The sequence below is a fragment of the Streptomyces sp. NPDC003011 genome (genome assembly GCF_053591515.1).
This window is the reverse complement of sequence record NZ_JBSFTY010000033.1, coordinates 71781-91945: the sequence shown is the minus strand read 5'-3', so window position 1 is coordinate 91945 and position 20165 is coordinate 71781. Positions and strand designations below refer to the sequence as shown.

The 20165-nt window shown below is 70.6% G+C and carries 19 protein-coding genes; 8 read left to right on the top strand and 11 right to left on the bottom strand.

All coding sequences use genetic code 11. From position 1 onward, the window contains the following. Both ACWD0J_RS18785 and ACWD0J_RS18780 read right to left on the bottom strand, forming a co-directional pair. Window positions 1-332: hypothetical protein (locus ACWD0J_RS18785; RefSeq protein ID WP_451496919.1), on the bottom strand; the 332-nt coding region annotated here is incomplete at its 3' end. Continuing rightward, complete coding sequence (locus tag ACWD0J_RS18780) at window positions 278-1213, bottom strand: SPFH domain-containing protein (RefSeq protein ID WP_451496918.1); 936 nt, start codon at window positions 1211-1213, stop codon at window positions 278-280. The genes ACWD0J_RS18785 and ACWD0J_RS18780, both read right to left, overlap by 55 nt. Before the next feature lie 246 nt (window positions 1214-1459). Between ACWD0J_RS18780 and ACWD0J_RS18775 the strand changes: the two genes are divergently transcribed. Further along, window positions 1460-3838, top strand: coding sequence for a transglycosylase domain-containing protein (locus ACWD0J_RS18775; protein WP_451496917.1), 2379 nt, complete (start codon window positions 1460-1462; stop codon window positions 3836-3838). A 117-nt stretch (window positions 3839-3955) separates the two neighbouring features. On the opposite strand, the gene ACWD0J_RS18770 is transcribed toward ACWD0J_RS18775, so the two are convergent. The 4 genes from ACWD0J_RS18770 to ACWD0J_RS18755 all read right to left on the bottom strand — a co-directional run bounded on the left by ACWD0J_RS18770 (window position 3956) and on the right by ACWD0J_RS18755 (window position 10357). Next, a complete protein-coding gene (locus tag ACWD0J_RS18770) occupies window positions 3956-6115 on the bottom strand; it encodes a SpoIIE family protein phosphatase (RefSeq protein WP_451496916.1) in 2160 nt (719 codons plus the stop codon). A 289-nt stretch (window positions 6116-6404) separates the two neighbouring features. Continuing rightward, a complete protein-coding gene (fomD, locus tag ACWD0J_RS18765; protein ID WP_451496915.1) occupies window positions 6405-7100 on the bottom strand; it encodes a cytidylyl-2-hydroxypropylphosphonate hydrolase in 696 nt (231 codons plus the stop codon). Between the two features lie 83 nt (window positions 7101-7183). Beyond that, window positions 7184-8569 carry a class II fumarate hydratase gene (locus tag ACWD0J_RS18760; RefSeq protein ID WP_451496914.1) on the bottom strand — a complete coding sequence of 462 codons (1386 nt, stop codon included), beginning with the start codon at window positions 8567-8569 and terminating at the stop codon, window positions 7184-7186. Window positions 8570-8680: 111 nt separating this feature from the next. Further along, entirely contained in the window at window positions 8681-10357 is a 1677-nt protein-coding gene (locus ACWD0J_RS18755; RefSeq protein WP_451496913.1) for a fumarate hydratase, read from the bottom strand. A gap of 145 nt (window positions 10358-10502) precedes the next feature. Between ACWD0J_RS18755 and ACWD0J_RS18750 the strand changes: the two genes are divergently transcribed. Further along, on the top strand, window positions 10503-11216 hold the full coding sequence (locus tag ACWD0J_RS18750; RefSeq protein WP_451496912.1) for a DUF1707 SHOCT-like domain-containing protein: 714 nt from the start codon (window positions 10503-10505) through the stop codon (window positions 11214-11216). Window positions 11217-11390: 174 nt separating this feature from the next. Continuing rightward, the gene (locus tag ACWD0J_RS18745) at window positions 11391-11768 is read left to right on the top strand and encodes a WhiB family transcriptional regulator (protein WP_451496911.1); all 378 of its coding nucleotides are present in this window, start codon (window positions 11391-11393) and stop codon (window positions 11766-11768) included. A gap of 117 nt (window positions 11769-11885) precedes the next feature. Here the strand turns inward: ACWD0J_RS18745 and glpX are convergent, their stop codons facing one another. Then, the gene (gene glpX / locus ACWD0J_RS18740; RefSeq protein ID WP_451496910.1) at window positions 11886-12920 is read right to left on the bottom strand and encodes a class II fructose-bisphosphatase; all 1035 of its coding nucleotides are present in this window, start codon (window positions 12918-12920) and stop codon (window positions 11886-11888) included. A 126-nt stretch (window positions 12921-13046) separates the two neighbouring features. Between glpX and ACWD0J_RS18735 the strand changes: the two genes are divergently transcribed. Continuing rightward, window positions 13047-13568, top strand: coding sequence for a DUF4245 domain-containing protein (locus ACWD0J_RS18735; RefSeq protein ID WP_451496909.1), 522 nt, complete (start codon window positions 13047-13049; stop codon window positions 13566-13568). 63 nt (window positions 13569-13631) lie between these two features. Here ACWD0J_RS18735 and ACWD0J_RS18730 read toward each other — a convergent pair whose 3' ends face one another. The 3 genes from ACWD0J_RS18730 to xseA form a co-directional block, all read right to left on the bottom strand. Then, the gene (locus ACWD0J_RS18730) at window positions 13632-14222 is read right to left on the bottom strand and encodes a malonic semialdehyde reductase (protein WP_451496908.1); all 591 of its coding nucleotides are present in this window, start codon (window positions 14220-14222) and stop codon (window positions 13632-13634) included. A 139-nt stretch (window positions 14223-14361) separates the two neighbouring features. Further along, the gene (locus ACWD0J_RS18725) at window positions 14362-14679 is read right to left on the bottom strand and encodes an exodeoxyribonuclease VII small subunit (protein ID WP_451496907.1); all 318 of its coding nucleotides are present in this window, start codon (window positions 14677-14679) and stop codon (window positions 14362-14364) included. Window positions 14680-14688: 9 nt separating this feature from the next. Next, window positions 14689-15897, bottom strand: coding sequence for an exodeoxyribonuclease VII large subunit (xseA, locus tag ACWD0J_RS18720; RefSeq protein ID WP_451496906.1), 1209 nt, complete (start codon window positions 15895-15897; stop codon window positions 14689-14691). 113 nt (window positions 15898-16010) lie between these two features. Here xseA and ACWD0J_RS18715 point away from each other — a divergent pair, with 113 nt between their 5' ends. Continuing rightward, on the top strand, window positions 16011-17045 hold the full coding sequence (locus tag ACWD0J_RS18715) for a 4-hydroxy-3-methylbut-2-enyl diphosphate reductase (protein ID WP_451496905.1): 1035 nt from the start codon (window positions 16011-16013) through the stop codon (window positions 17043-17045). A gap of 29 nt (window positions 17046-17074) precedes the next feature. Beyond that, window positions 17075-17821, top strand: a complete 747-nt coding sequence (gene ppgK / locus ACWD0J_RS18710; RefSeq protein WP_451496904.1) for a polyphosphate--glucose phosphotransferase — start codon at window positions 17075-17077, stop codon at window positions 17819-17821. 68 nt (window positions 17822-17889) lie between these two features. On the opposite strand, the gene ACWD0J_RS18705 is transcribed toward ppgK, so the two are convergent. Further along, the gene (locus ACWD0J_RS18705; protein WP_451496903.1) at window positions 17890-18495 is read right to left on the bottom strand and encodes a DUF6542 domain-containing protein; all 606 of its coding nucleotides are present in this window, start codon (window positions 18493-18495) and stop codon (window positions 17890-17892) included. Between the two features lie 195 nt (window positions 18496-18690). Here ACWD0J_RS18705 and ychF point away from each other — a divergent pair, with 195 nt between their 5' ends. Both ychF and ACWD0J_RS18695 read left to right on the top strand, forming a co-directional pair. Beyond that, a complete protein-coding gene (gene ychF / locus ACWD0J_RS18700) occupies window positions 18691-19800 on the top strand; it encodes a redox-regulated ATPase YchF (protein ID WP_451496902.1) in 1110 nt (369 codons plus the stop codon). After that, the gene (locus ACWD0J_RS18695; RefSeq protein ID WP_451496901.1) at window positions 19797-20024 is read left to right on the top strand and encodes a hypothetical protein; all 228 of its coding nucleotides are present in this window, start codon (window positions 19797-19799) and stop codon (window positions 20022-20024) included. The genes ychF and ACWD0J_RS18695 overlap by 4 nt, the downstream gene beginning before the upstream one ends. Window positions 20025-20165 lie beyond the last annotated feature (141 nt).

The window sequence follows — 20165 nt, the reverse complement described above, 5'->3', positions numbered from 1 at the left end:
GGGACTCCACCCACGCTTCCGCGAACGCGCTGTCGTTGATCAGGCCGACCTCTTCGAACCGTGACAGCACCTCCTCGGCGGCGTCGTCGGGGATCCCCCGGCAGGCGTCCGGCGTCCGCGAGGGCCTTGCGCAGCAGGTACTCGATCTGCGCGTTGGCCGAGCGCAGCTCGTCCCCGGCCCACCGCGCCAGCGCCTCGTACACCAGCGGGTCCAGCCGCAGCAGCACCTGCTTGCGCTGCTGCGGCCGCCGCTCGGGCGAGGACCCCTCGGAAGGTGTCACTGGTAGAGCGTCCCCGTGTTCAGCACCGGCTGCGGCGAGCGGTCGCCGCACAGCACCACCAGCAGGTTGGACACCATCGCCGCCTTCCGTTCCTCGTCCAGCTGCACGATGTCCCGTTCGGTGATCCGGGCGAGGGCCGCCTCGACCATCCCCACCGCTCCGTCGACGATCTGCCGCCGCGCCGCCACGACCGCCCCGGCCTGCTGCCGCTGGAGCATCGCCGAGGCGATCTCCGGCGCGTACGCGAGGTGCGTGAAGCGCGACTCGATGATGTGCACGCCGGCCGCCTCCACGCGCGCGTGGAGTTCAACGGCGAGCTTCTCGGTGATCTCCTCGGCGTTGCCGCGCAGCGAGAGCCCGTCCTCCTCGTGGGCGTCGTAGGGGTACTCGATTGCGATGTGCCGCACGGCCGCCTCGGTCTGGGTGGCGACGAACTCCAGGAAGTCGTCCACCTCGAAGGTGGCCTGCGCGGTGTCCTCCACCCGCCACACCACGACCGCGGCCAGCTCGATCGGGTTGCCGTAGGCGTCGTTGACCTTGAGGACCGCGGTCTCGTGGTTGCGCACCCGGGTCGAGATCTTCTCGCGGGAGGTGAGGGGGTTCACCCAGCGCAGCCCGTCCTCGCGGATCGTCCCCCGGTACCGCCCGAAGAGCTGGACCACCCGGGCCTCGCCCGGCGCCACCGTGTTCAGGCCGCACATCGCGATGAAGGCGGCGAGACCGATCACGATGCCGCCGGCGATCAGGGCGGCCTTGACGCCGGTCGCGGCGACCGTGGTGGCGGTGACCACCATGGCGACGCCGAGCAGCAGCCCGGCCAGGCCCAGCAGCAGCGCGAGTCCGCCGCCGATGCTGTGCGCGGCGAACTCCCGCACCCGGGGCGCGGGCATCGCGGGTACGTCGGCGGTCGGTGCGGGGTCGTTCGTGGACATGGGAGTCCCCCGTTCTCGTACGGCTGGTACTGGCCGGTGTCGACCTATCTAAGTGATATCACTTTAACGGGGCTCACAACCCTTGTCCCCCCTCGTACGTCGGTTCCAGTGGAACGGGTGCTGATTGTCACGTCCGTAAAAGACGGGATCGGGGTCCGTTTGTCACATCAAGCGGTGTTAGCTTGCTGAGCTGACCTGAGCCACGAACCTGTGGGACAACCGAGAACGAAGCGGAGCGACGGACTCATGGGACGAGCGGAAGAGAGACGAGCGCGCCAGCGCGGTGGCCACCGCGCTGCGCCCCGGCGCTCGTCCGCGACGACGGCCGCGGCGGCCGGCGGGCGGGCGGCGGCCCGCAAGTCGGCCAGGGGCGCCAAGACTGCCGTGAGCGCCAAGGGCGGCAAGGGCAGGGACGGCAAGAGCGGCATACGCCGGCTGTTCACCTGGAAGAAGATCCTCGGCACCTTCCTCGGGGTCTGCCTGCTCGGCATCGGCGCCTTCATCGTGCTGTACCTGCTGGTGCCCGTCCCCGACGGCAACGCGGCGGCGCAGGCCGCGCAGCGTCAGAGCAACGTCTACAAGTACAGCGACGGCACGGTCCTGGCCCGCGCCGGCGAGGTCAACCGCGAGATCGTCGACCTGACCAAGGTGCCCAAGGACGTCCAGCACACCTTCGTCGCCGCCGAGAACAAGACGTTCTACACCGACTCCGGCATCGACCTGAAGGGCACGGCCCGCGGTCTGTACAACACCGCCATGGGCCGGGGCGCGCAGGGCGGTTCGACGATCACCCAGCAGTACGTCAAGAACTACTACCTCAGCCAGGAGCAGACGGTCACCCGCAAGCTCAAGGAGATGGTCATCTCCCTGAAGGTGGACCGCCAGAAGTCCAAGGACGACATCCTCGCCGGCTACATCAACACCAGCTACTACGGCCGCAACGCCTACGGGATCCAGGCCGCCGCACAGGCCTACTACCGCGTCGACGCCGAGAAGCTCTCGGTCGAGCAGGGCGCCTACCTCTCCGCACTGCTCCAGGCGCCGAGCCAGTACGACTGGCAGGCCGCGAGCGACACCGGCAAGAAGCTGGTGAAGAACCGCTGGAACTACGTCCTGGACAACATGGTCGAGGAGGGCTGGCTGACGAAGGCCAAGCGCGACGCCATGGAGTTCCCGGTGCCCGAGGAGCCGAAGGCCGTCGCGGGTCTGGAGGGCCAGAAGGGCTACCTGGTCAAGCTCGCCAACCAGCAGCTCGAAACGCAGTTGATGGGGGAGCAGGGGATCTCGCAGTCCGAGGCGGAGGCCCTGGTCGAGGACCAGGGCTGGACGATCACCCTGAACATCGACAAGAAGAAGCAGGCCCAGCTGGAGAAGGCCGTCACGACGCAGCTGACCAGCAAGCTGGACCCGGACAAGCGCGAGGTCGACAAGAACGTCCAGGCCGGCGCGGTCTCCGTCGACCCGAAGACGGGCGAGATCGTCGCCCTGTACGGCGGCGTCGACTACTTCAAGCACTACATCAGCAACGCGACCCGCACCGACTACCAGCCCGCGTCGACGTTCAAGCCGGTGATCCTCGCCGCCGCCCTGGAGGAGAACGCGACGACGCAGTCCGGCAAGCCGATCACCGCGAGCACCGTCTACGACGGCACCAGCAAGCGTCCCGTCAAGGGCAGCGACATCGCCTTCGCGCCGGAGAACGAGGACGACCGGGACTACGGCGACGTCACCGTGCAGACGGCGACGAACAAGTCCATCAACTCCGTCTACGCGCAGATGGGCGTGGACGTCGGCATGGGCAACGTGCTCCAGCTGGCCGACAAGCTCGGCATGGACACCGGCGACCTCAAGCCGGTGCCCGCGCTGACCCTCGGCACGATGGGCGCCAGCCCGCTGCAGATGGCCGGGGTCTACGCCACCCTCGACAACCACGGCAGGCAGGTCACGCCGACCATCGTCAAGTCGGCCGAGCACGCCAGCCGCACGGTGGAGATGCCCGACCCGATCGGCGAGCAGGTCCTCACCCGGGAGACCGCCGACACGGTCACCTCGGTGCTGACCGGCGTGGTCGACGACGGCACGGCCCGCACGGCCGTGCGCGACAACTCCGCGCGCGACGGCCAGCAGGTCGCAGGCAAGACCGGCACCTCCGACGACAACAAGTCGGCCTGGTTCACCGGCTACACGCCCGACCTGGTCACCTCGGTCGGCCTGTTCGGCGAGGACGTGAAGAAGCGCACGCAGGTCGAGATGTACGGCGCGGGCGGCGAGGACCGCGTCAACGGCGGTGGTTTCCCGGCGCAGATCTGGGCGGCGTACACCTTCGGCGTCGCGGCCGAGAACGGCAGGTTCGACCTGGACACCGACCAGGGCGCCGCGGTCGCGCCGACCGAGAAGCCGACGGTCACCCGGACTCCCACCCGGACGCCGACGCAGGAGCCGACCACCGAGGAGCCGACCACCGAGCCGCCGACCTCGCAGTCGCCGACCTCCGCGTCGCCCAGCCGGACACCGTCGAGCACGCCGACCAGCAGCCCGCCGGCGAGTCCCACGACGAGTCCACCGGCGGAGGGCATCACCCCGGAGGACCCGCTCGACCCCGCCGGTGACGACGACGAGCAGTAGCGACAGGGACGAGCAGGAGCGACAGGGACGAGCGGTAGCGACAGGGACGAGCGGTAGCGACAGGAAAGGGCGCCCGGAGAACTCCGGGCGCCCTTCGTCCTGGTGACCGTGCGGCCGTCAGCTCCGGTTCAGCTCGAACCAGACCACCTTCCCGGTGCTCAACCGCGTCGCGCCCCACCGCCGGGCCAGCTTGTTCACCAGGTAGAGCCCGCGCCCGCCCTCGTCCGTGGCGCGCGCCTGCCGCAGCCGGGGCAGCTGCGGCACGTCGTCGCCGACCTCGCAGCGCAGCACGTCGGTGCGCAGCAGCCGCAGCGTGATCGGCCGGGTCGCGTACCGCACGGCGTTCGTCACGACCTCGCTGACCAGCAGCTCCACCGAGTCGCTGAGCTCCTCCATGTCCCAGCGGGCGAGCGCGCGGCGGGCCAGCCGGCGGGCCCGGCCGGGCGCCATCTCCTCCGGCTCCAGGAACCAGTACGCCACGTCGCTCGGCGCGATCCCGTCGAAGCGGGCGGCGAGCAGCGCGATGTCGTCGTCCCGGTCGCCCGGACCGAGCATGTCCAGCACCTCGTCGCACAGGGCTTCGAGCGGCGGCGGATGGTCGGGCCCGGTCAGCTGCGCGGTCGCGGCGAGCTTCTCCCGCAGTTGCTCTATGCCGGTCCACACGTCCCGCAGGCGCGACTCGACCAGGCCGTCGGTGTAGAGGAGCAGGGTCGCTCCGGCCGGCGCGTCCAGCTCCACGGCCTCGAAGTCGACGCCCCCGACACCGATCGGCGCGCCCGGCGGCACCCGGAGCACCTCGGCCCGGCCGCCCAGGTGCAGCAGCACCGGCGGGGGATGGCCGGCGTTGGCGATGGTGATCCGGTGCGAGACCGGGTCGTAGACGGCGTACAGGCAGGTCGCCATGCGGTCGGTGCCCAGGCGCTGCGCCTGCTCGTCGAGGTGGTGCAGGACCTCCTGCGGGGGCAGGTCGAGACCGGCGAGGGTCTGGGCCGTCGTCCGCAGCTGGCCCATGATGGCCGCGCTGGTCATGGAGTGGCCCATGACGTCACCGACCACCAGGGCGACCCGGCTGCCGGGCAGCGGGATCGCGTCGTACCAGTCGCCGCCGACCCGCGCGGTCTCGGCCGCGGGCAGATAGCGGGACGCCAGCCGCACACCCGTGGGCCGCGGCAGCGTCTCCGGCAGCATGGTGCGCTGCAACTCGTCGGCGATGTACGCCTCGCGGCCGTACAGCACCGCCTTGTCGATGCCGAGCGCGCTGTGCGTGGCGAGCTGGGCCGCGACCAGCAGGTCGTCCGGTTCGAACGCGATCCGGTCCGGGCGGCGCAGGAACAGCGCGGCGCCGATCACCCGGCGCCGGCCGCGCAGCGGCGCGAGGATCGCGCGCTGTCCGCCCGGCACCGCGAAGTCGCCGCCGTCACCGAGGAGTTCGGGCAGCGCGGCGCGCGCGGCCGGCGTGTCCGTGAAGACCGGACGCACCCCGCGCAGCACCTCGGCGAGCGCGCTGCCGGGCTGTACCTCGCACAGCTCGGTGCCGATCGTGTCCAGTTCGGACGGATCCGGCACGGGCACCGGCAGGATCCCGTCGTCCAGGTCCCGCTCCTGCGGGATCCGGTCGGTGCGGCGCAGCCGCAGCACCAGCGGGCCGACCGGCCGCTCGTCACCCACCGGCAGCGGGTCGCGCAGATAGACGAGGATCGCGTCCGAGAACGTCGGCACGGTCGCCCGGCACAGCCCCATCACGATCTCGTCGAGGTCGATGCCGCGGGCGATCCGCCGGGTCGCGGCACCCACGAAGCGCAGCCGGTCCCCGTCCCGACGCATCGGCGTGGGCCGGCCCGGCGGCACGCTCTGCCCGGTCCGGCGCTCCGCGCCGTCCGACCCGCTGACGGGCCGGTCCTGTTCGGTGCCCGGCTGGAGGGGGATGCCCTCCGGGACGGGCCGCGGGCGGTGCTCCCCCATGCTCGAATCCCCTCGCGCGGGAGGTACCCCCACGGGTTCGGCGGTGGCGGGCTGGGAATGCTCGGGGCCGGTACCGGCCGGGTTGTTGTCCATACCGCTCGATGTCGTCGTACCGGATCCGGCGGGCGGAGGCTCACCGGCGCGGGCCTGTACGGGTAAGGCGCCGACACCGGGCGTGCGCGCCGGCGCGTCCGAGCCGTGGGGAAGAGACGGCGCCGAGGCACGCAGGAGCGCCCCGCGGCCGTCCGCGGGGTCGACGCCCGCCTGGGGGCGTTCGAAGGAGGTCGGCTGCTCCGTCACGCGTGTCGCATCCATCCGTCCGGGGCCATGGGACCCGTGCGCCGCGCGCGCGGTCGGTCCCGCCGAGAACCCGATACCCGGAATACGTGTCCCAGGAACGGATTTCCCGCGTGGTCAGAGGCTGTTGCTGTACCACCGGCGGCCCGCCCTCGGCCCGTACCGGCGTTGCCCTCGTACCCCTCGCTCACGTCCTGCCGCCCCTCGGTGACGTTCGGTCAAGCCCAGCGCGTGCTCCGGTAGTTGCCACTGCGCGCCCTTGCGGAGGATGATCCTACGTTTCTTGCCCGGGGGCGCATCAAGGGTCTCATGAGGACATGTGCGCGGGCGTACGATCCCAGTCCTGGGGCAAGGACGGGACGGACCAGGACGGATCGGGACGCCAGTGCTGCCAGCCGTCCGAGAACGGCGGTCCCCAGGCCCGGATCACCTCCACGGCGGACCGCCCCGCCTCCCGTACCTTCCGCGCGCGTCGCGCGTCCATCAGCCCGTCCCGCTGGGCCTGCGCGAACTCGTCCTCGTCCCGCCACCGCCAGCTGCGGTCCGGTTCCACGGTGATGTCGAGGAAGTGGTCCTCGGAGTCGACCCCGCCGGACCAACGGGCCAGCGGTTCCTCCAGGTTCACGTACCAGTTCTTGAACCGCCAGCCCTGGTCCCAGAACAGCCACACCGACCACGCCTCACCGGGCCGCGCCAGCTTCAGCACCCCCGTCCCGAACCACCGGTCGCGCAGCACGGTACGCGGCTTCTTGTAGCGCGTCTCCAACGGTTCGGCGTGCACGGGCGTCCCGTCCGCGAGCACCGGCTTCACACACTCGGTGCCCGGCGCCATCCACACGGCGAGCAGCTCGCTGTCGTCCCGTACGACGGTGACGGGCCGCGCGATGTGGAAGCGCGCGCCGCCGTTCTCCCGGTAACGCCACAGGATCTGACTCCCGGGCGCCCAGAAGACCGCCGGCCCGCCCGCTTCCGCTCCGGCTCTCACCGCTCCACCGTCTGCCATGAACAGATATTAGGTGCCACAGGCATACGACGCTGCGGTGCCCGTCACGGTTCACACCGAGGACGTGTCCGGTGCGTGACGGGTCACGGGCGCGTCATCCGCAGGACATCCAGCGCCTCGTCGAGCTGCTGCTCGGTGAGGTCGCCGCGCTCCACGTACCCGCTCTCGACCACGACCTGACGGATCGTCTTCCGCTCGGCCAGCGCCTTCTTGGCGACCTTGGCGGCCTCCTCGTACCCGATGTACTTGTTGAGCGGTGTCACGACGGACGGCGACGACTCGGCGTACTCCCGGGCCCGTTCGCGGTGGGCGACGATCCCGTCGACGGTCCGGTCGGCGAGCAGCCGCGAGACGTTGGCGAGCAGCCGGATCGACTCCAGCACGTTCTTGGCGATGACCGGGAGCATCACGTTGAGCTCGAAGTTGCCGGCGGCGCCCGCGGTCGCGACGGTGGCGTCGTTGCCGACGACCTGCGCGGCGACCATCAGGGCGGCTTCCGGGATGACGGGGTTGACCTTGCCCGGCATGATCGACGAACCCGGCTGGAGGTCGGGCAGCGAGATCTCGGCGAGGCCGGTCCGAGGGCCGGAGGACATCCACCGCAGGTCGTTGGCGATCTTGGTCAGCGATACGGCGATGGTCCGCAGCTGCCCGCTGGTCTCCACGATCCCGTCCCGCGCGCCCTGCGCCTCGAAGTGGTCGCGCGCCTCGGTGAGCGGCAGCCCGGTGGTCCGGGCGACCTCCTCGATCACGGCGGCGGAGAAACCGGGGGGCGTGTTGATGCCGGTGCCGACGGCCGTGCCCCCGAGGGGCAGTTCGGCCAGCCGGGGCAGGGAGGCGTTCAGCCGCTCGACGCCGTACCGGATCTGCGCCGCGTACCCGCCGAACTCCTGGCCCAGGGTCACCGGCGTGGCGTCCATGAGGTGGGTGCGCCCCGACTTCACGACGTCCGCGAACTCCTCGGACTTGCGGGACAGGGAGGCGGCGAGATGACCGAGGGCGGGGACGAGGTCCCGGGTGACGGCGGCGGTGGCCGCGATGTGGATGGACGAGGGGAAGACGTCGTTGGACGACTGCGAGGCGTTGACGTGGTCGTTGGGATGCACGTCCCGGCCCAGCCGCTCGGTGGCGAGGGTGGCGATCACCTCGTTGGTGTTCATGTTGGACGAGGTCCCGGACCCGGTCTGGAACACGTCGACCGGGAAGTGCGCGTCCCACCGCCCCTCGGCGACCTCCCCGGCCGCCTCCTGGATGGCCTCGGCGATGTCCTGGTCCAGCACGCCGAGGCTCGCGTTCACCTTCGCCGCGGCGGCCTTGATCCGGCCGAGCGCCTCGATGTGGGCGCGTTCGAGATGCTGCCCGGAGATCGGGAAGTTCTCCACGGCCCGCTGCGTCTGGGCCCGCCACTTCGCGTCGGCGGGGACGCGGACCTCACCCATGGAGTCGTGTTCGATGCGGTAGTCGCTCATACCGCGTACAGCGCCCCCGCCGCCCCTGCTCATTCCCGTCGCCTGCGCAGCCCCCGGCAGGGCCGGGAACGGGCAAGGGCGGGAACGGGCAGGGTCGGCGGGGCGGGAAAACTAACCCAGCCCCGGCCCCCGTACCGGAATGGACGTGAACGTCGGCGCCGGCGCCGGGTCCTGGAAGAAGTCATTGCCCTTGTCGTCGACGACGACGAACGCCGGGAAGTCCTCGACCTCGATCTTCCAGACGGCCTCCATGCCGAGCTCCTCGTACTCGACGACCTCGACCTTCTTGATGCAGTCCTGGGCGAGCCGGGCCGCCGGGCCGCCGATCGAGCCCAGGTAGAAGCCGCCGTGCGACGCGCACGCGTCCGTGACCTGCTTGCTGCGGTTGCCCTTGGCCAGCATGACCTTGGAGCCGCCCGCCGCCTGGAACTGCTCGACGTAGGAGTCCATGCGGCCGGCCGTGGTCGGGCCGAAGGAGCCGGACGCGTAGCCCTCGGGCGTCTTCGCCGGGCCCGCGTAGTACACCGGGTGGTCCTTCAGGTACTGCGGCATCTCCTCGCCCGCGTCCAGCCGCTCCTTGATCTTGGCGTGCGCGATGTCCCGGGCCACGACCAGCGGGCCGGTCAGCGACAGCCGGGTCTTCACCGGGTACTTGGTCAGCTCGGCGAGGATGTCGTCCATCGGCTGGTTCAGGTCGATCCTGACGACGTCCCCGGCCTCGTCGAGGTGCTCGTCCGTCGTCTCCGGCAGGAACCGCGCCGGGTCGGTCTCCAGCTGCTCCAGGAAGACGCCCTCCGCCGTGATCTTCGCGACGGCCTGGCGGTCGGCGGAGCAGGACACCGCGATGGCGACCGGGCAGGAGGCGCCGTGGCGGGGCAGGCGGACCACCCGGACGTCGTGGCAGAAGTACTTGCCGCCGAACTGCGCCCCGATGCCGATCCTCTGCGTCAGCTCGAAGACCTTCTCCTCCAGCTCCTTGTCCCGGAAGCCGTGACCGAGCGGCGAGCCCTCGGCCGGGATCTCGTCCAGGTAGTGCGCGGAGGCGTACTTCGCGGTCTTCAGCGCGTACTCGGCGCTCGTGCCGCCGACGACGATCGCCAGGTGGTACGGCGGGCAGGCGGCCGTACCGAGCGAACGGATCTTCTCCTCCAGGAACTTCATCATGGAGGCCTCGTTCAGGACGGCCTTCGTCTCCTGGTAGAGGAACGACTTGTTGGCGGAGCCGCCGCCCTTCGCCATGAACAGGAACTTGTAGGCGCCGCCGTCGGTCGCGTACAGCTCGATCTGCGCCGGGAGGTTGGAGCCGGTGTTCTTCTCGTCCCACATAGTGAGCGGAGCCATCTGCGAGTAGCGCAGGTTGAGGTTCAGGTACGCGTCGTAGATGCCCCGGGACAGAGCCTCCTCGTCCCGGCCCTCGGTCAGCACGTTCTGTCCGCGCTTGCCCATCACGATCGCCGTACCGGTGTCCTGGCACATCGGCAGCACGCCCGCCGCCGCGATGTTCGCGTTCTTCAGGAGGTCGAGGGCGACGAACTTGTCGTTGCCCGACGCCTCCGGGTCGTCGATGATGCGGCGCAGCTGGGCCAGGTGGGCGGGCCGCAGGTAGTGCTGGATGTCGTGGATGGCCTCCGCGGCGAGCGTGCGCAGTGCCTCCGGCTCCACCTTGAGGAACGTCCGCCCGTCGGCCTCGAAGGTGGAGACACCCTCGGAGGTCACCAGCCGGTACGGGGTGGTGTCCTCTCCCATGGGGAGCAGATCGGTGTACGCGAACTCAGGCATGTCGCCCATTCCTCACTCGACAGACAGCGGCTGGCCTCCGTTGGCAGCGCCCACCAGCGTAGAACCTGCCACTGACAGCACCGTTGTGAGGTAATCCTCAGTTGACCGTCCCCAGGCCTAGTCGCGATCTATCGCGTTTCGGTACGCTGCTGCCGTGGACCTTCACAAGCACACCGAAACGCAGGACCGGGGGCCCGGACCCGCGGCCCCGAGCGCCGCAGATCTGCGCGCCTCGGACGCCGAACGCGACCGCGTCGCCGACATGCTGCGGGAGGCCCTCGCCGAGGGCCGCCTGACCGCCGACGAGCACGCCGAACGCGTGGAGGGGGTGCTGAAGGCCAAGACGGCGGGCGAACTGGAGGTCTTCGTACGGGACCTGCCGGCCGCCCACCGGCGCAGCGCCGCCCCGGGCCGCGCGCCGGCCCCCAACCGCCCCACCGACGCGCTCCCGCACGAGGCGGACGACACCGTGGTGGCCGTCTTCAGCAGCGCCGTCCGCAAGGGGCGCCGGCGCGCCGGCCGCCGGATCCACGCGTACGCCGTCTTCGGCAGCGTCGAGATCGACCTGAGCGAGGCGATCTTCGAGTACCAGCAGGTGGTGATCAAGGTGATCTCGGTCTTCGGCAACGTCGAGGTCCGGGTCCCGGAGAACGTCTCGCTGCGCGGCACCGGCGGCGGGGTCCTCGGCAATTTCGAGGTGGACACACTCGACGCGGCCGACCCGGACGCCCCCGTGGTGTACGTGGACGGCTGGTCGGTGCTGGGCAACATCGAGGCCCGGCCCAAACGCGGCAAGCTCGTCGCCGACATCATCGACCGGGTGCAGCGCAAGGTCGACAGGAGTGTGCGCCGGCATCTGGACCGTTGACGCTCGTGAATCGCGCCGCCGGGGAAGCGGGGGAGGACGCCCGGGGCGGGCGCACACCGACGCACGGAAGCCCCCGGAATCCAGCGGTTCGGAACTCAGTGCATAGGCGCGCGCACAGCGGGTAGGCCTTGCTGCATCGTCTCTCGCTCGCGAAGCCGTCGTCAGGAGTAGACCGTGCTGCAACCGCCGCCTTCGTCCCTGCAGGTAGCTGCCGTTCCGGCCCAGCGGGTGCCAGTGCGGGACAGGGACCAAGACGCACCCTGGCACACCGAGGCGGTGTGCCGGCGCGACGAGGCCGGCCTGTTCTTCGCCCCGTCCAAGGAACCCACCGCCACCCGCCTCTCCCGCGAGGAGGCCGCGAAGCGAGTCTGCGCGCGCTGCCCGGTCATGGTCGAGTGTCGTGAGCACGCACTGCTGCAACCTGAGCCGTACGGCGTCTGGGGCGGCCTGACCGCCGCCGAGCGCCGCGTGGTCCTGGCGAGGCGCCGCCGCCGCGACCTGGAACTGAAGAAGGCGGCCCGAGCGGCCGACCGTATCGCGGCAGCGGGCTGAGTCGGCCCTGCCACACACGCCGAAGGGGCCGCCCCCACCGCACCGGGGGTGGCCCTTTCGCTGTCGGGCGAACCGATTCTTCTCAGGGAGCGGAGTTTTCGATTCCGCCCCGCGGCGCTACTTCGCCCGGTCGAAGTCGATCGCGCTGTAGGCCCGCAGCTTGCTGAGCCGGTGCTCGGAGTCGATCCGGCGCACCGTCCCGGACTTCGACCGCATCACGATGGAGTCGGTGGTCGCGGTCTCCGACCGGTACCGCACACCCCGCAGCAGCTCGCCGTCGGTGATCCCGGTCGCGACGAAGAACACGTTCTCCCCGGACACCAGGTCGTCGGTCAACAGCACGCGGTCCAGGTCGTGCCCCGCGTCGACCGCCCGCCGCCGCTCCTCGTCGTCCTTCGGCCACAGCTTGCCCTGGATGGTGCCGCCCAGGCACTTCACGGCGCAGGCCGAGATGATGCCCTCGGGCGTGCCGCCGATGCCGAGCAGCAGGTCGACGCCGGTGCCCTCGCGCAGCGCCAGGATCGAGCCGGCCACATCGCCGTCGGAGATCAGCCGGATGCGCGCGCCGGTCTGCCGGACCTCCTCGATGAGGCCCTCGTGCCGCGGCCGGTCCAGGATGACGACGGTGACGTCCTCGGGCGTGACCCGCTTGGCCTTGGCCACCCGGCGGATGTTCACGGACACCGGCGCGTTGATGTCGACGAAGTCGGCGGCTTCCGGCCCGGTGACCAGCTTGTCCATGTAGAAGACGGCGGACGGGTCGAACATCGACCCCCGGTCGGCGGCGGCCAGTACGGCGATCGCGTTCGTCATGCCCTTGGCGGTCAGGGTGGTCCCGTCGATCGGGTCGACGGCGATGTCGCACTCGGGTCCGGTCCCGTCGCCGACGCGCTCCCCGTTGAAGAGCATCGGGGCCTCGTCCTTCTCGCCCTCGCCGATGACGACCACGCCGTTCATCGAGACGGTGGAGACGAGGGTCCGCATGGCGCGCACCGCGGCACCGTCGGCGCCGTTCTTGTCGCCGCGCCCGACCCAGCGGCCCGCGGCCATCGCCGCGGCTTCGGTCACCCGGACCAGTTCCAGGGCGAGGTTGCGGTCGGGGGCCTCGGAGGGGACTTCGAGCTCGGAGGGCAGATGATGATGCTCGGTCATCGGAGCGCACCTTTCTGATACGACGACGGCCGGATGAGGGTATGGGCCAGACTCTATCGTCAGGCACACAGAATGAGCAGGGGGCCCCACGGATGAGCGGGCCGGGGTACCTGCGACGATAGGGGTGTGGCAGGTTCGAACGGCAAGCAGAAGACGGTCCGGGACATGGTTCTGTCCCTGGGCCTGATCGGGATCGCGGCGGCGGTCATGTACGTCTTCATCCCGCACGACGACTCCGCCCCGGAGGTCAAGCGCGTCGACTATCGCGTCGAGCTGCTGACCGCCCGCCGGGCCGCGTCGTACCCGGTGGCCGCGCCCGAGGGCCTGTCCCAGGAGTGGAAGGCGACCTCGGTCCGCTTCCAGGGTGACGACTTCGACCTCTGGCATCTGGGTTTCCACACCCCCGACGGGCAGTACGTGCAGATCGAGCAGTCCACTCAGAAGCCGTCGGCCTTCATCGACGAGGCGAGCCAGGGCAGCGAGGCGACGAAGACCACCCAGCGGATCGACGGGCGGACGTGGACGCGCTACACCGGCGGCCGTTACGACGCCCTGGTGCACACGGAGCGGGGTGCGACGACGGTGGTCGCGGGCACGGGCTCGTTCGCGCGGCTGACGGAGATGGCCGAGGCGCTGCGGACGGAGTGAGTGCGTCCGGCGCGACATGAGGAAGCCCCCGGCGCCGACGCCGGGGGCTTTCCTCGCGGAGGCTCAGACCGTGGTGACGACGTCGTCGTAGGCCAGGCGCGGGGAGCGCGGGTACCAGGCGTCCGCTCCCGGCTTGCCGATGTTGACGACCATCAGCGGGGTGTGGTCGTCGTCCAGGAACTCCTTGCGGACGCCCTCGAAGTCGAAGCCGGTCATCGGTCCGGCGGCCAGCCCGGCGGCGCGGACGCCGACGATGAAGTACGCGGCCTGGAGCGCGGCGTTCAGCGCGGCGGCGCCCTCACGGGCGGGGCGCTCGCTGAAGAACAGGTCCTTGGCCTGGGGGAAGCCGGGGAAGAGGGCCGGCAGTTCCTCGTGGAACTCGTTGTCCGCGGAGAGGATCGCGACCAGCGGGGCGGTGGCGGTCTTGGCCTGGTTGCCCTCGGCCATGTGCTGGACCAGGCGCTCACGGGCCTCGGCGGAGCGGACCAGGGTGATGCGCAGCGGGGTCTGGTTGAAGGCGGTCGGGCCGTACTTGACCAGGTCGTAGATCGCCTGCACCTGCTCGTCGGTCACCGGCTCGTCGGTGAAGGTGTTCGCGGTGCGGGCCTCACGGAAGAGGAGGTCCTGGGCGGCGGGGTCAAGAACGAGAGACATGCGGGAACCTTCTCGGGACGTACGTCGGATCCGGGGAGCCCGGACAGGCTGACGTCCTCGACCGTACGTGAATGAAGTTCAACGTTCAACAAAACTTGGGGCCTGGTGATCCGCCTCACACCCCGCGAGGGCCCTGCGGCTACTCGGTGTCTCCCGTGCCGGTGTCTCCCGTGCCGGTGTCTCCCGTGCCGGTGTTCCGCTTGCCGGTGTTCCCTGTGCCGGTGCCTGCCGTGCCGCCGTGCTCTTCCGGCCCCGTCTCCTCGGCCAGCGCCGCGTCCAGCCGCGCCCGCGCGCCCTCCAGCCAGCGCCGGCACACCTTGGCCAGCTCCTCGCCGCGCTCCCACAGGGCGAGGGACTCCTCCAGCGTCGTACCGCCCGCCTCCAGCCGCCGTACGACGTCGATCAGCTCGTCGCGCGCCTGCTCGTACCCGAGCGCCTCATCCACCTTGCCGGTCATCCGCCCACCCTACGCATCGACTCGCACCACGAACTCACCCTCGGCGACCCTGGCCCGCAGGACCTCGTCCCCCGTGACCTCTCCCGGATCGCGGACGACATGCCCGTCGGCCTTCTGCAGCACGGCGTATCCCCGCATCAGGGTCGCGGCGGGGGAGAGGGCCACCACGCGCGCGTGCGTGTGCGTCAGCTCCGAGTCGGCGCGGTCCAGGAGGTGGCCCAGGGTGCGCCTCCCCCGGTCGAGGAGGGCGGCGACCTGGCCGGCCCGCTCGTCGATCATGCGGTGCGGATCCTCTATCGACGGCCGGGCGAGCGCGTGCGCCAGCCCGCGCTCCTCCCGCTCGATGAACGCCTCGACGCACCGCCGCGCCCGGTTCCGCAGCAGCCGTACCCGCTCGAACTCCTCGCCCACGTCCGGCACGACCTTCTTGGCGGCGTCGGTCGGGGTGGAGGCGCGCAGGTCGGCCACATGATCCAGGAGCGGGTTGTCCGGCTCGTGCCCGATGGCGGAGACGACCGGTGTCCGGCATTGCGCGACGGTCCGGATCAGCTGCTCGTCGGAGAACGGCAGCAGATCCTCCACGCTGCCGCCCCCACGGGCGACGATGATGACGTCCACGTCGTCGAGCGCGTCGAGCTCCTTCACGGCCTGCACGACCTGCGGTACGGCGTGCACTCCCTGCACCGGCACGTTGCGCACCACGAAGCGCACGGCCGGCCAGCGGTGCCGGGCGTTCTCCAGGACGTCCCGCTCGGCGGCCGAGGCCCGCCCGCAGACCAGCCCGACGAGCTGGGGCAGGAAGGGCAGCGGCTTCTTCCGCTCCGGCGCGAACAGCCCTTCCGCGGCCAGGGACTTCTTCAGCTGCTCCAGCCGGGCCAGCAGCTCCCCGACCCCCACGGGCCTCATCTCGGCGGCCCGCAGCGACAGCTGCCCCCGCGGCGCGTACCACTCCGGCTTCGCCAGGACGACGACCCGGGCGCCCTCGCTCACCACATCGGCCACGGCGTCGAACACCTGGCGATAACAGGTGACGCTCACGGAGATGTCGTACGACGGATCCCGCAGCGTCAGGAACACCACCCCCGCGCCGGGCCGCCGCGACAACTGGGTGATCTGCCCCTCGACCCACACGGCGCCGAGCCGGTCGATCCACCCGCCGATGAGCCGCGAGATCTCCCCGACGGGCAGCGGGGTCTCCGCGGACGTGTTGACAGCCATGCCGCGAGGGTAACGGCCCGCTCCGACAATGCCCCGCCCCTTCCGGCTGGACCGCCCTCTGCCCGCCGGCCCGGCACGCGCGCGATCTTCGGCCCCCGGTACGCGGCCTTACGATGGGACGCATGACTGCTTCGCCAGGCCGCCGTGTCCTGCTCGCCGCCCCCCGTGGCTACTGCGCGGGTGTGGACCGCGCCGTGATCGCCGTCGAGAAAGCCCTGGAGCAGTACGGCGCTCCGGTGTACGTCCGGCACGAGATCGTCCACAACAAGTACGTCGTACAGACCCTGGAGCGGAAGGGCGCCGTCTTCGTCGAGCAGACCGAAGAGGTGCCCCCGGGCAACATCGTCATGTTCTCGGCCCACGGCGTCGCACCGACCGTCCACGACGAGGCCAGGCAGGGCCGCCTCGCCACCATCGACGCGACCTGCCCCCTGGTCACCAAGGTCCACAAGGAAGCCGTCCGGTTCGCGGGCGAGGACTACGACATCCTGCTGATCGGCCACGAGGGCCACGAGGAGGTCATCGGCACCTCCGGCGAGGCCCCCGACCACATCACCCTCGTCGACGGCCCCGAGGACGTCGCCAAGGTCGAGGTCCGCGACCCCTCCAAGGTCGTCTGGCTCTCCCAGACCACCCTGTCCGTCGACGAGACCATGGAGACCGTCGACGCGCTGAAGGAGAAGTTCCCGCAGCTCATCTCCCCGCCCAGCGACGACATCTGCTACGCCACCCAGAACCGTCAGCTCGCGGTGAAGCAGATGGGCGCCGAGGCCGAGCTGGTGATCGTCGTCGGTTCCCGCAACTCCTCCAACTCCAAGCGGCTGGTCGAGGTCGCCAAGCTCGCCGGCTCCCGTGAGGCCTACCTCGTGGACTTCGCGAGCGAGATCGACGAGGCCTGGCTGGAAGGCGTCACGACGGTGGGCGTCACCTCCGGCGCCTCCGTCCCGGAGGTGCTCGTCGAGGAGGTCCTGGAGTGGCTGTCGCAGCGCGGCTTCGCGGACGTCGAACTGGTGAAGGCGGCCGAGGAGTCCATCACCTTCTCGCTGCCGAAGGAGCTGCGCCGCGACCTGCGCGAGGAGGCGGCGGCGCTGATGGCCGAGCGCGCCGGCACCGCGAAGGGCGCCGCCGGGGGTACCTCGGCCGAGTGACTGTCAGTCGTTCGACGTAACGTAGAGCCATGCAGATCTTCGGCGTGGACATCGGCGGATCCGGAATCAAGGGCGCCCCTGTGGACCTGGACAGGGGCGATCTCGCCCAGGAGCGCTTCAAGGTGCTGACCCCGCATCCGGCGACGCCCGACGGGGTGGCGGACAGCGTGCGGCAGGTCGTCGAGAACTACGGCTGGACGGGACCGGTCGGCCTCACCTTTCCCGGCGTGGTCACCGGCGGATCCCACATCCGTACGGCGGCCAACGTCGACAAGAGCTGGATCGACACGGACGCGCGCACGGTGTTCAGCGAACGCCTGGGCGGCCTGCCGGTGACGGTGGTCAACGACGCGGACGCGGCGGGCGTCGCCGAGATGAGCTTCGGCGCGGGCCGGGGCCGCCGGGGCACGGTCGTGCTGCTCACCTTCGGTACGGGCATCGGCAGCGCCCTCTTCGTCGAGGGCGCCCTCGTCCCCAACACCGAGCTGGGCCACCTGGAGCTGCACGGCCATGACGCGGAGAAGCGGGCGTCCAGCAAGGCCAAGGAGGACGAGGACCTGACGTGGGAGCACTGGGCGCACCGCGTCCAGAAGTACCTCGCCCATGTCGAGATGCTCTTCTCGCCCGAGCTGTTCATCATCGGCGGCGGCGTCAGCCGCAAGTCTGAGAAGTTCCTGCACTTCATCGAGGGCATCAAGGCGGAGATCGTCCCGGCGCAGCTGCAGAACAACGCGGGGATCGTCGGGGCGGCGATGCGGGCGGCGAACCAGGATTGAGGCCTCTTCGAGGGCACCCCTTTTCTCGGGGTGCCCTCGAAGAGGGCGGGGCCGGGGGAGGCGGAGGCTCACACGGGCGGGCGGTTCCCCGCGGACCGGCGGCTCATCAGGCGGATCTTGCGGACGGTCGCGATGACGCCGGCGACCAGCGTTCCCCCGTAGAGCCAACCGGCCTGCGTCGCCAGGGCGGTGAACAGGCCCATCAGCCGGCCGCCGAGGCCGCCGCCGCTGTCGGCCACCGGCAGGAGCCCCACGGCGAAGGCGATCGGCACCACGACCGGCGCGGTCACCAGATCGCCCCGCCGGATCCAGAGGGCGGTCAGCGCGCACACGGGGACGAACAGCACGCCGTACACCGTCAGCGACGACCCGAACAGCAGCTCGTCGACACAGCCGAGCAGGAACATCAGCGTCCCGCAGAACAGCCCGCCGCCGAGCCCGGTGAGCCGGGGGTTGGGCATCCGCCGCACGGCCTGGACCGGCGGCTGCGCGGACTTCCGTACCGTCGCGGGACGGCGCGGCGGACCACCGCCCCTGCCCGCCCGGGCCGGCGTACCGGGTCTGCCGGGCCGCGCCGGGCTGCCGTTCGCGCCCCGGACCGCCTGCGGGGGCAGGGGCGGGGTTGCGCCGCGTCGCGTTCCGTACTGCCGGGGTCGCGTCCTGTGTTGCTCCACTGGACCAACTTAGGTCGGTTTATGTGCCGAATCGCTCTTCAGACACGCCGTCGGCCGGACCTTGGCCAAGCGTTCGATACGTCGCCGGGGCGGGGCCGGGCACGCCGTAGACTGGTGGATCGGCCCCCAGGGCCTCTCCGGCCTGCCCTGGCCCCGTCCTCTCACGCCAGCCCTCTCACTCCGGGAAGTCGCACCGTGTCGCTCACGATCGGAATCGTCGGTCTGCCGAATGTCGGCAAGTCGACCCTGTTCAACGCCCTGACCAAGAACGACGTGCTGGCGGCCAACTACCCGTTCGCCACGATCGAGCCGAACGTCGGTGTGGTGGGCGTCCCCGACCCCCGCCTCGCCAAGCTGGCCGAGATCTTCAAGTCGGAGCGGATCCTGCCGGCCACCGTCGACTTCGTCGACATCGCGGGCATCGTGCGCGGCGCGTCCGAGGGCGAGGGGCTGGGCAACAAGTTCCTGGCGAACATCCGTGAGTCCGACGCGATCTGCCAGGTCATCCGCGCCTTCAAGGACGAGAACGTCGTGCACGTCGACGGCAAGGTCTCGCCGAAGGACGACATCGAGACGATCAACACCGAGCTGATCCTCGCCGACCTCCAGACGGTCGAGAAGGTCCTGCCGCGCCTCCAGAGGGAGTCCCGGATCAAGAAGGACACCGTGCCGAAGGTGAAGGCCGTCGAGGAGGCCAAGGAGATCCTGGAGAAGGGCGACACCCTGTTCTCCCAGGGCATCGTCCAGGGCAGCGAGCGCGCCGAGCTCCTGCACGACCTGCACCTGCTCACCGCCAAGCCCTTCCTCTACGTCTTCAACGTCGACGAGGACGAGCTGGTCGACGAGGACTTCAAGACCGAGCAGCGTGCCCTGGTCGCCCCCGCCGAGGCGATCTTCCTCAACGCCAAGCTGGAGGCGGACCTCGCCGAGCTGGACGAGGAGGAGGCCATGGAGCTGCTGGAGTCGGTCGGTGTCGAGGAGCCCGGCCTCACCACCCTCGCCCACGTCGGCTTCACCACCCTCGGCCTGCAGACCTACCTGACGGCCGGCCCCAAGGAATCCCGCGCCTGGACCATCAAGAAGGGCGCCACCGCCCCCGAGGCCGCCGGTGTCATCCACACCGACTTCCAGAAGGGCTTCATCAAGGCGGAGGTCATCTCCTTCGACGACCTGGTGGAGACCGGCTCGGTGGCGGAGGCCCGCGCGAAGGGCAAGGCCCGCATGGAGGGCAAGGACTACGTCATGCAGGACGGGGACGTGGTGGAGTTCCGGCACGGAGGAACCTCTGGCTCCGGGAAGAAGTGACCGACGAGCATGGGGATCTGACCGCTCATGTCCGGGGTGCTCTCGCTGAGGTGCTCGTGGCGGAAGCGATCTACGGGAGGCATGCAGATGTGGTGCTGCACGCGCCGAGGCACCCGGGCTATGACGTATCGAGCGAAGCGGGTGGCTTGCGAGTGGACGCCAAGGTCTCCGTGCTCGTTGAGGCGGACCTCGACGGTAACGGCACGGAACCCGCGGCCGAGTGAAACGCTGGGACTCGCCCCGATGTACTGCATGAGTCGGCCACGCACCTCGGGTTGGTTGTCCTCGACGACTCGTTGACGGCGCTCAGACTGTTCGAGGGCGGCGAGGCCGTGCTCAGTGGTGAAGTCGTCGCCCACGGGCGA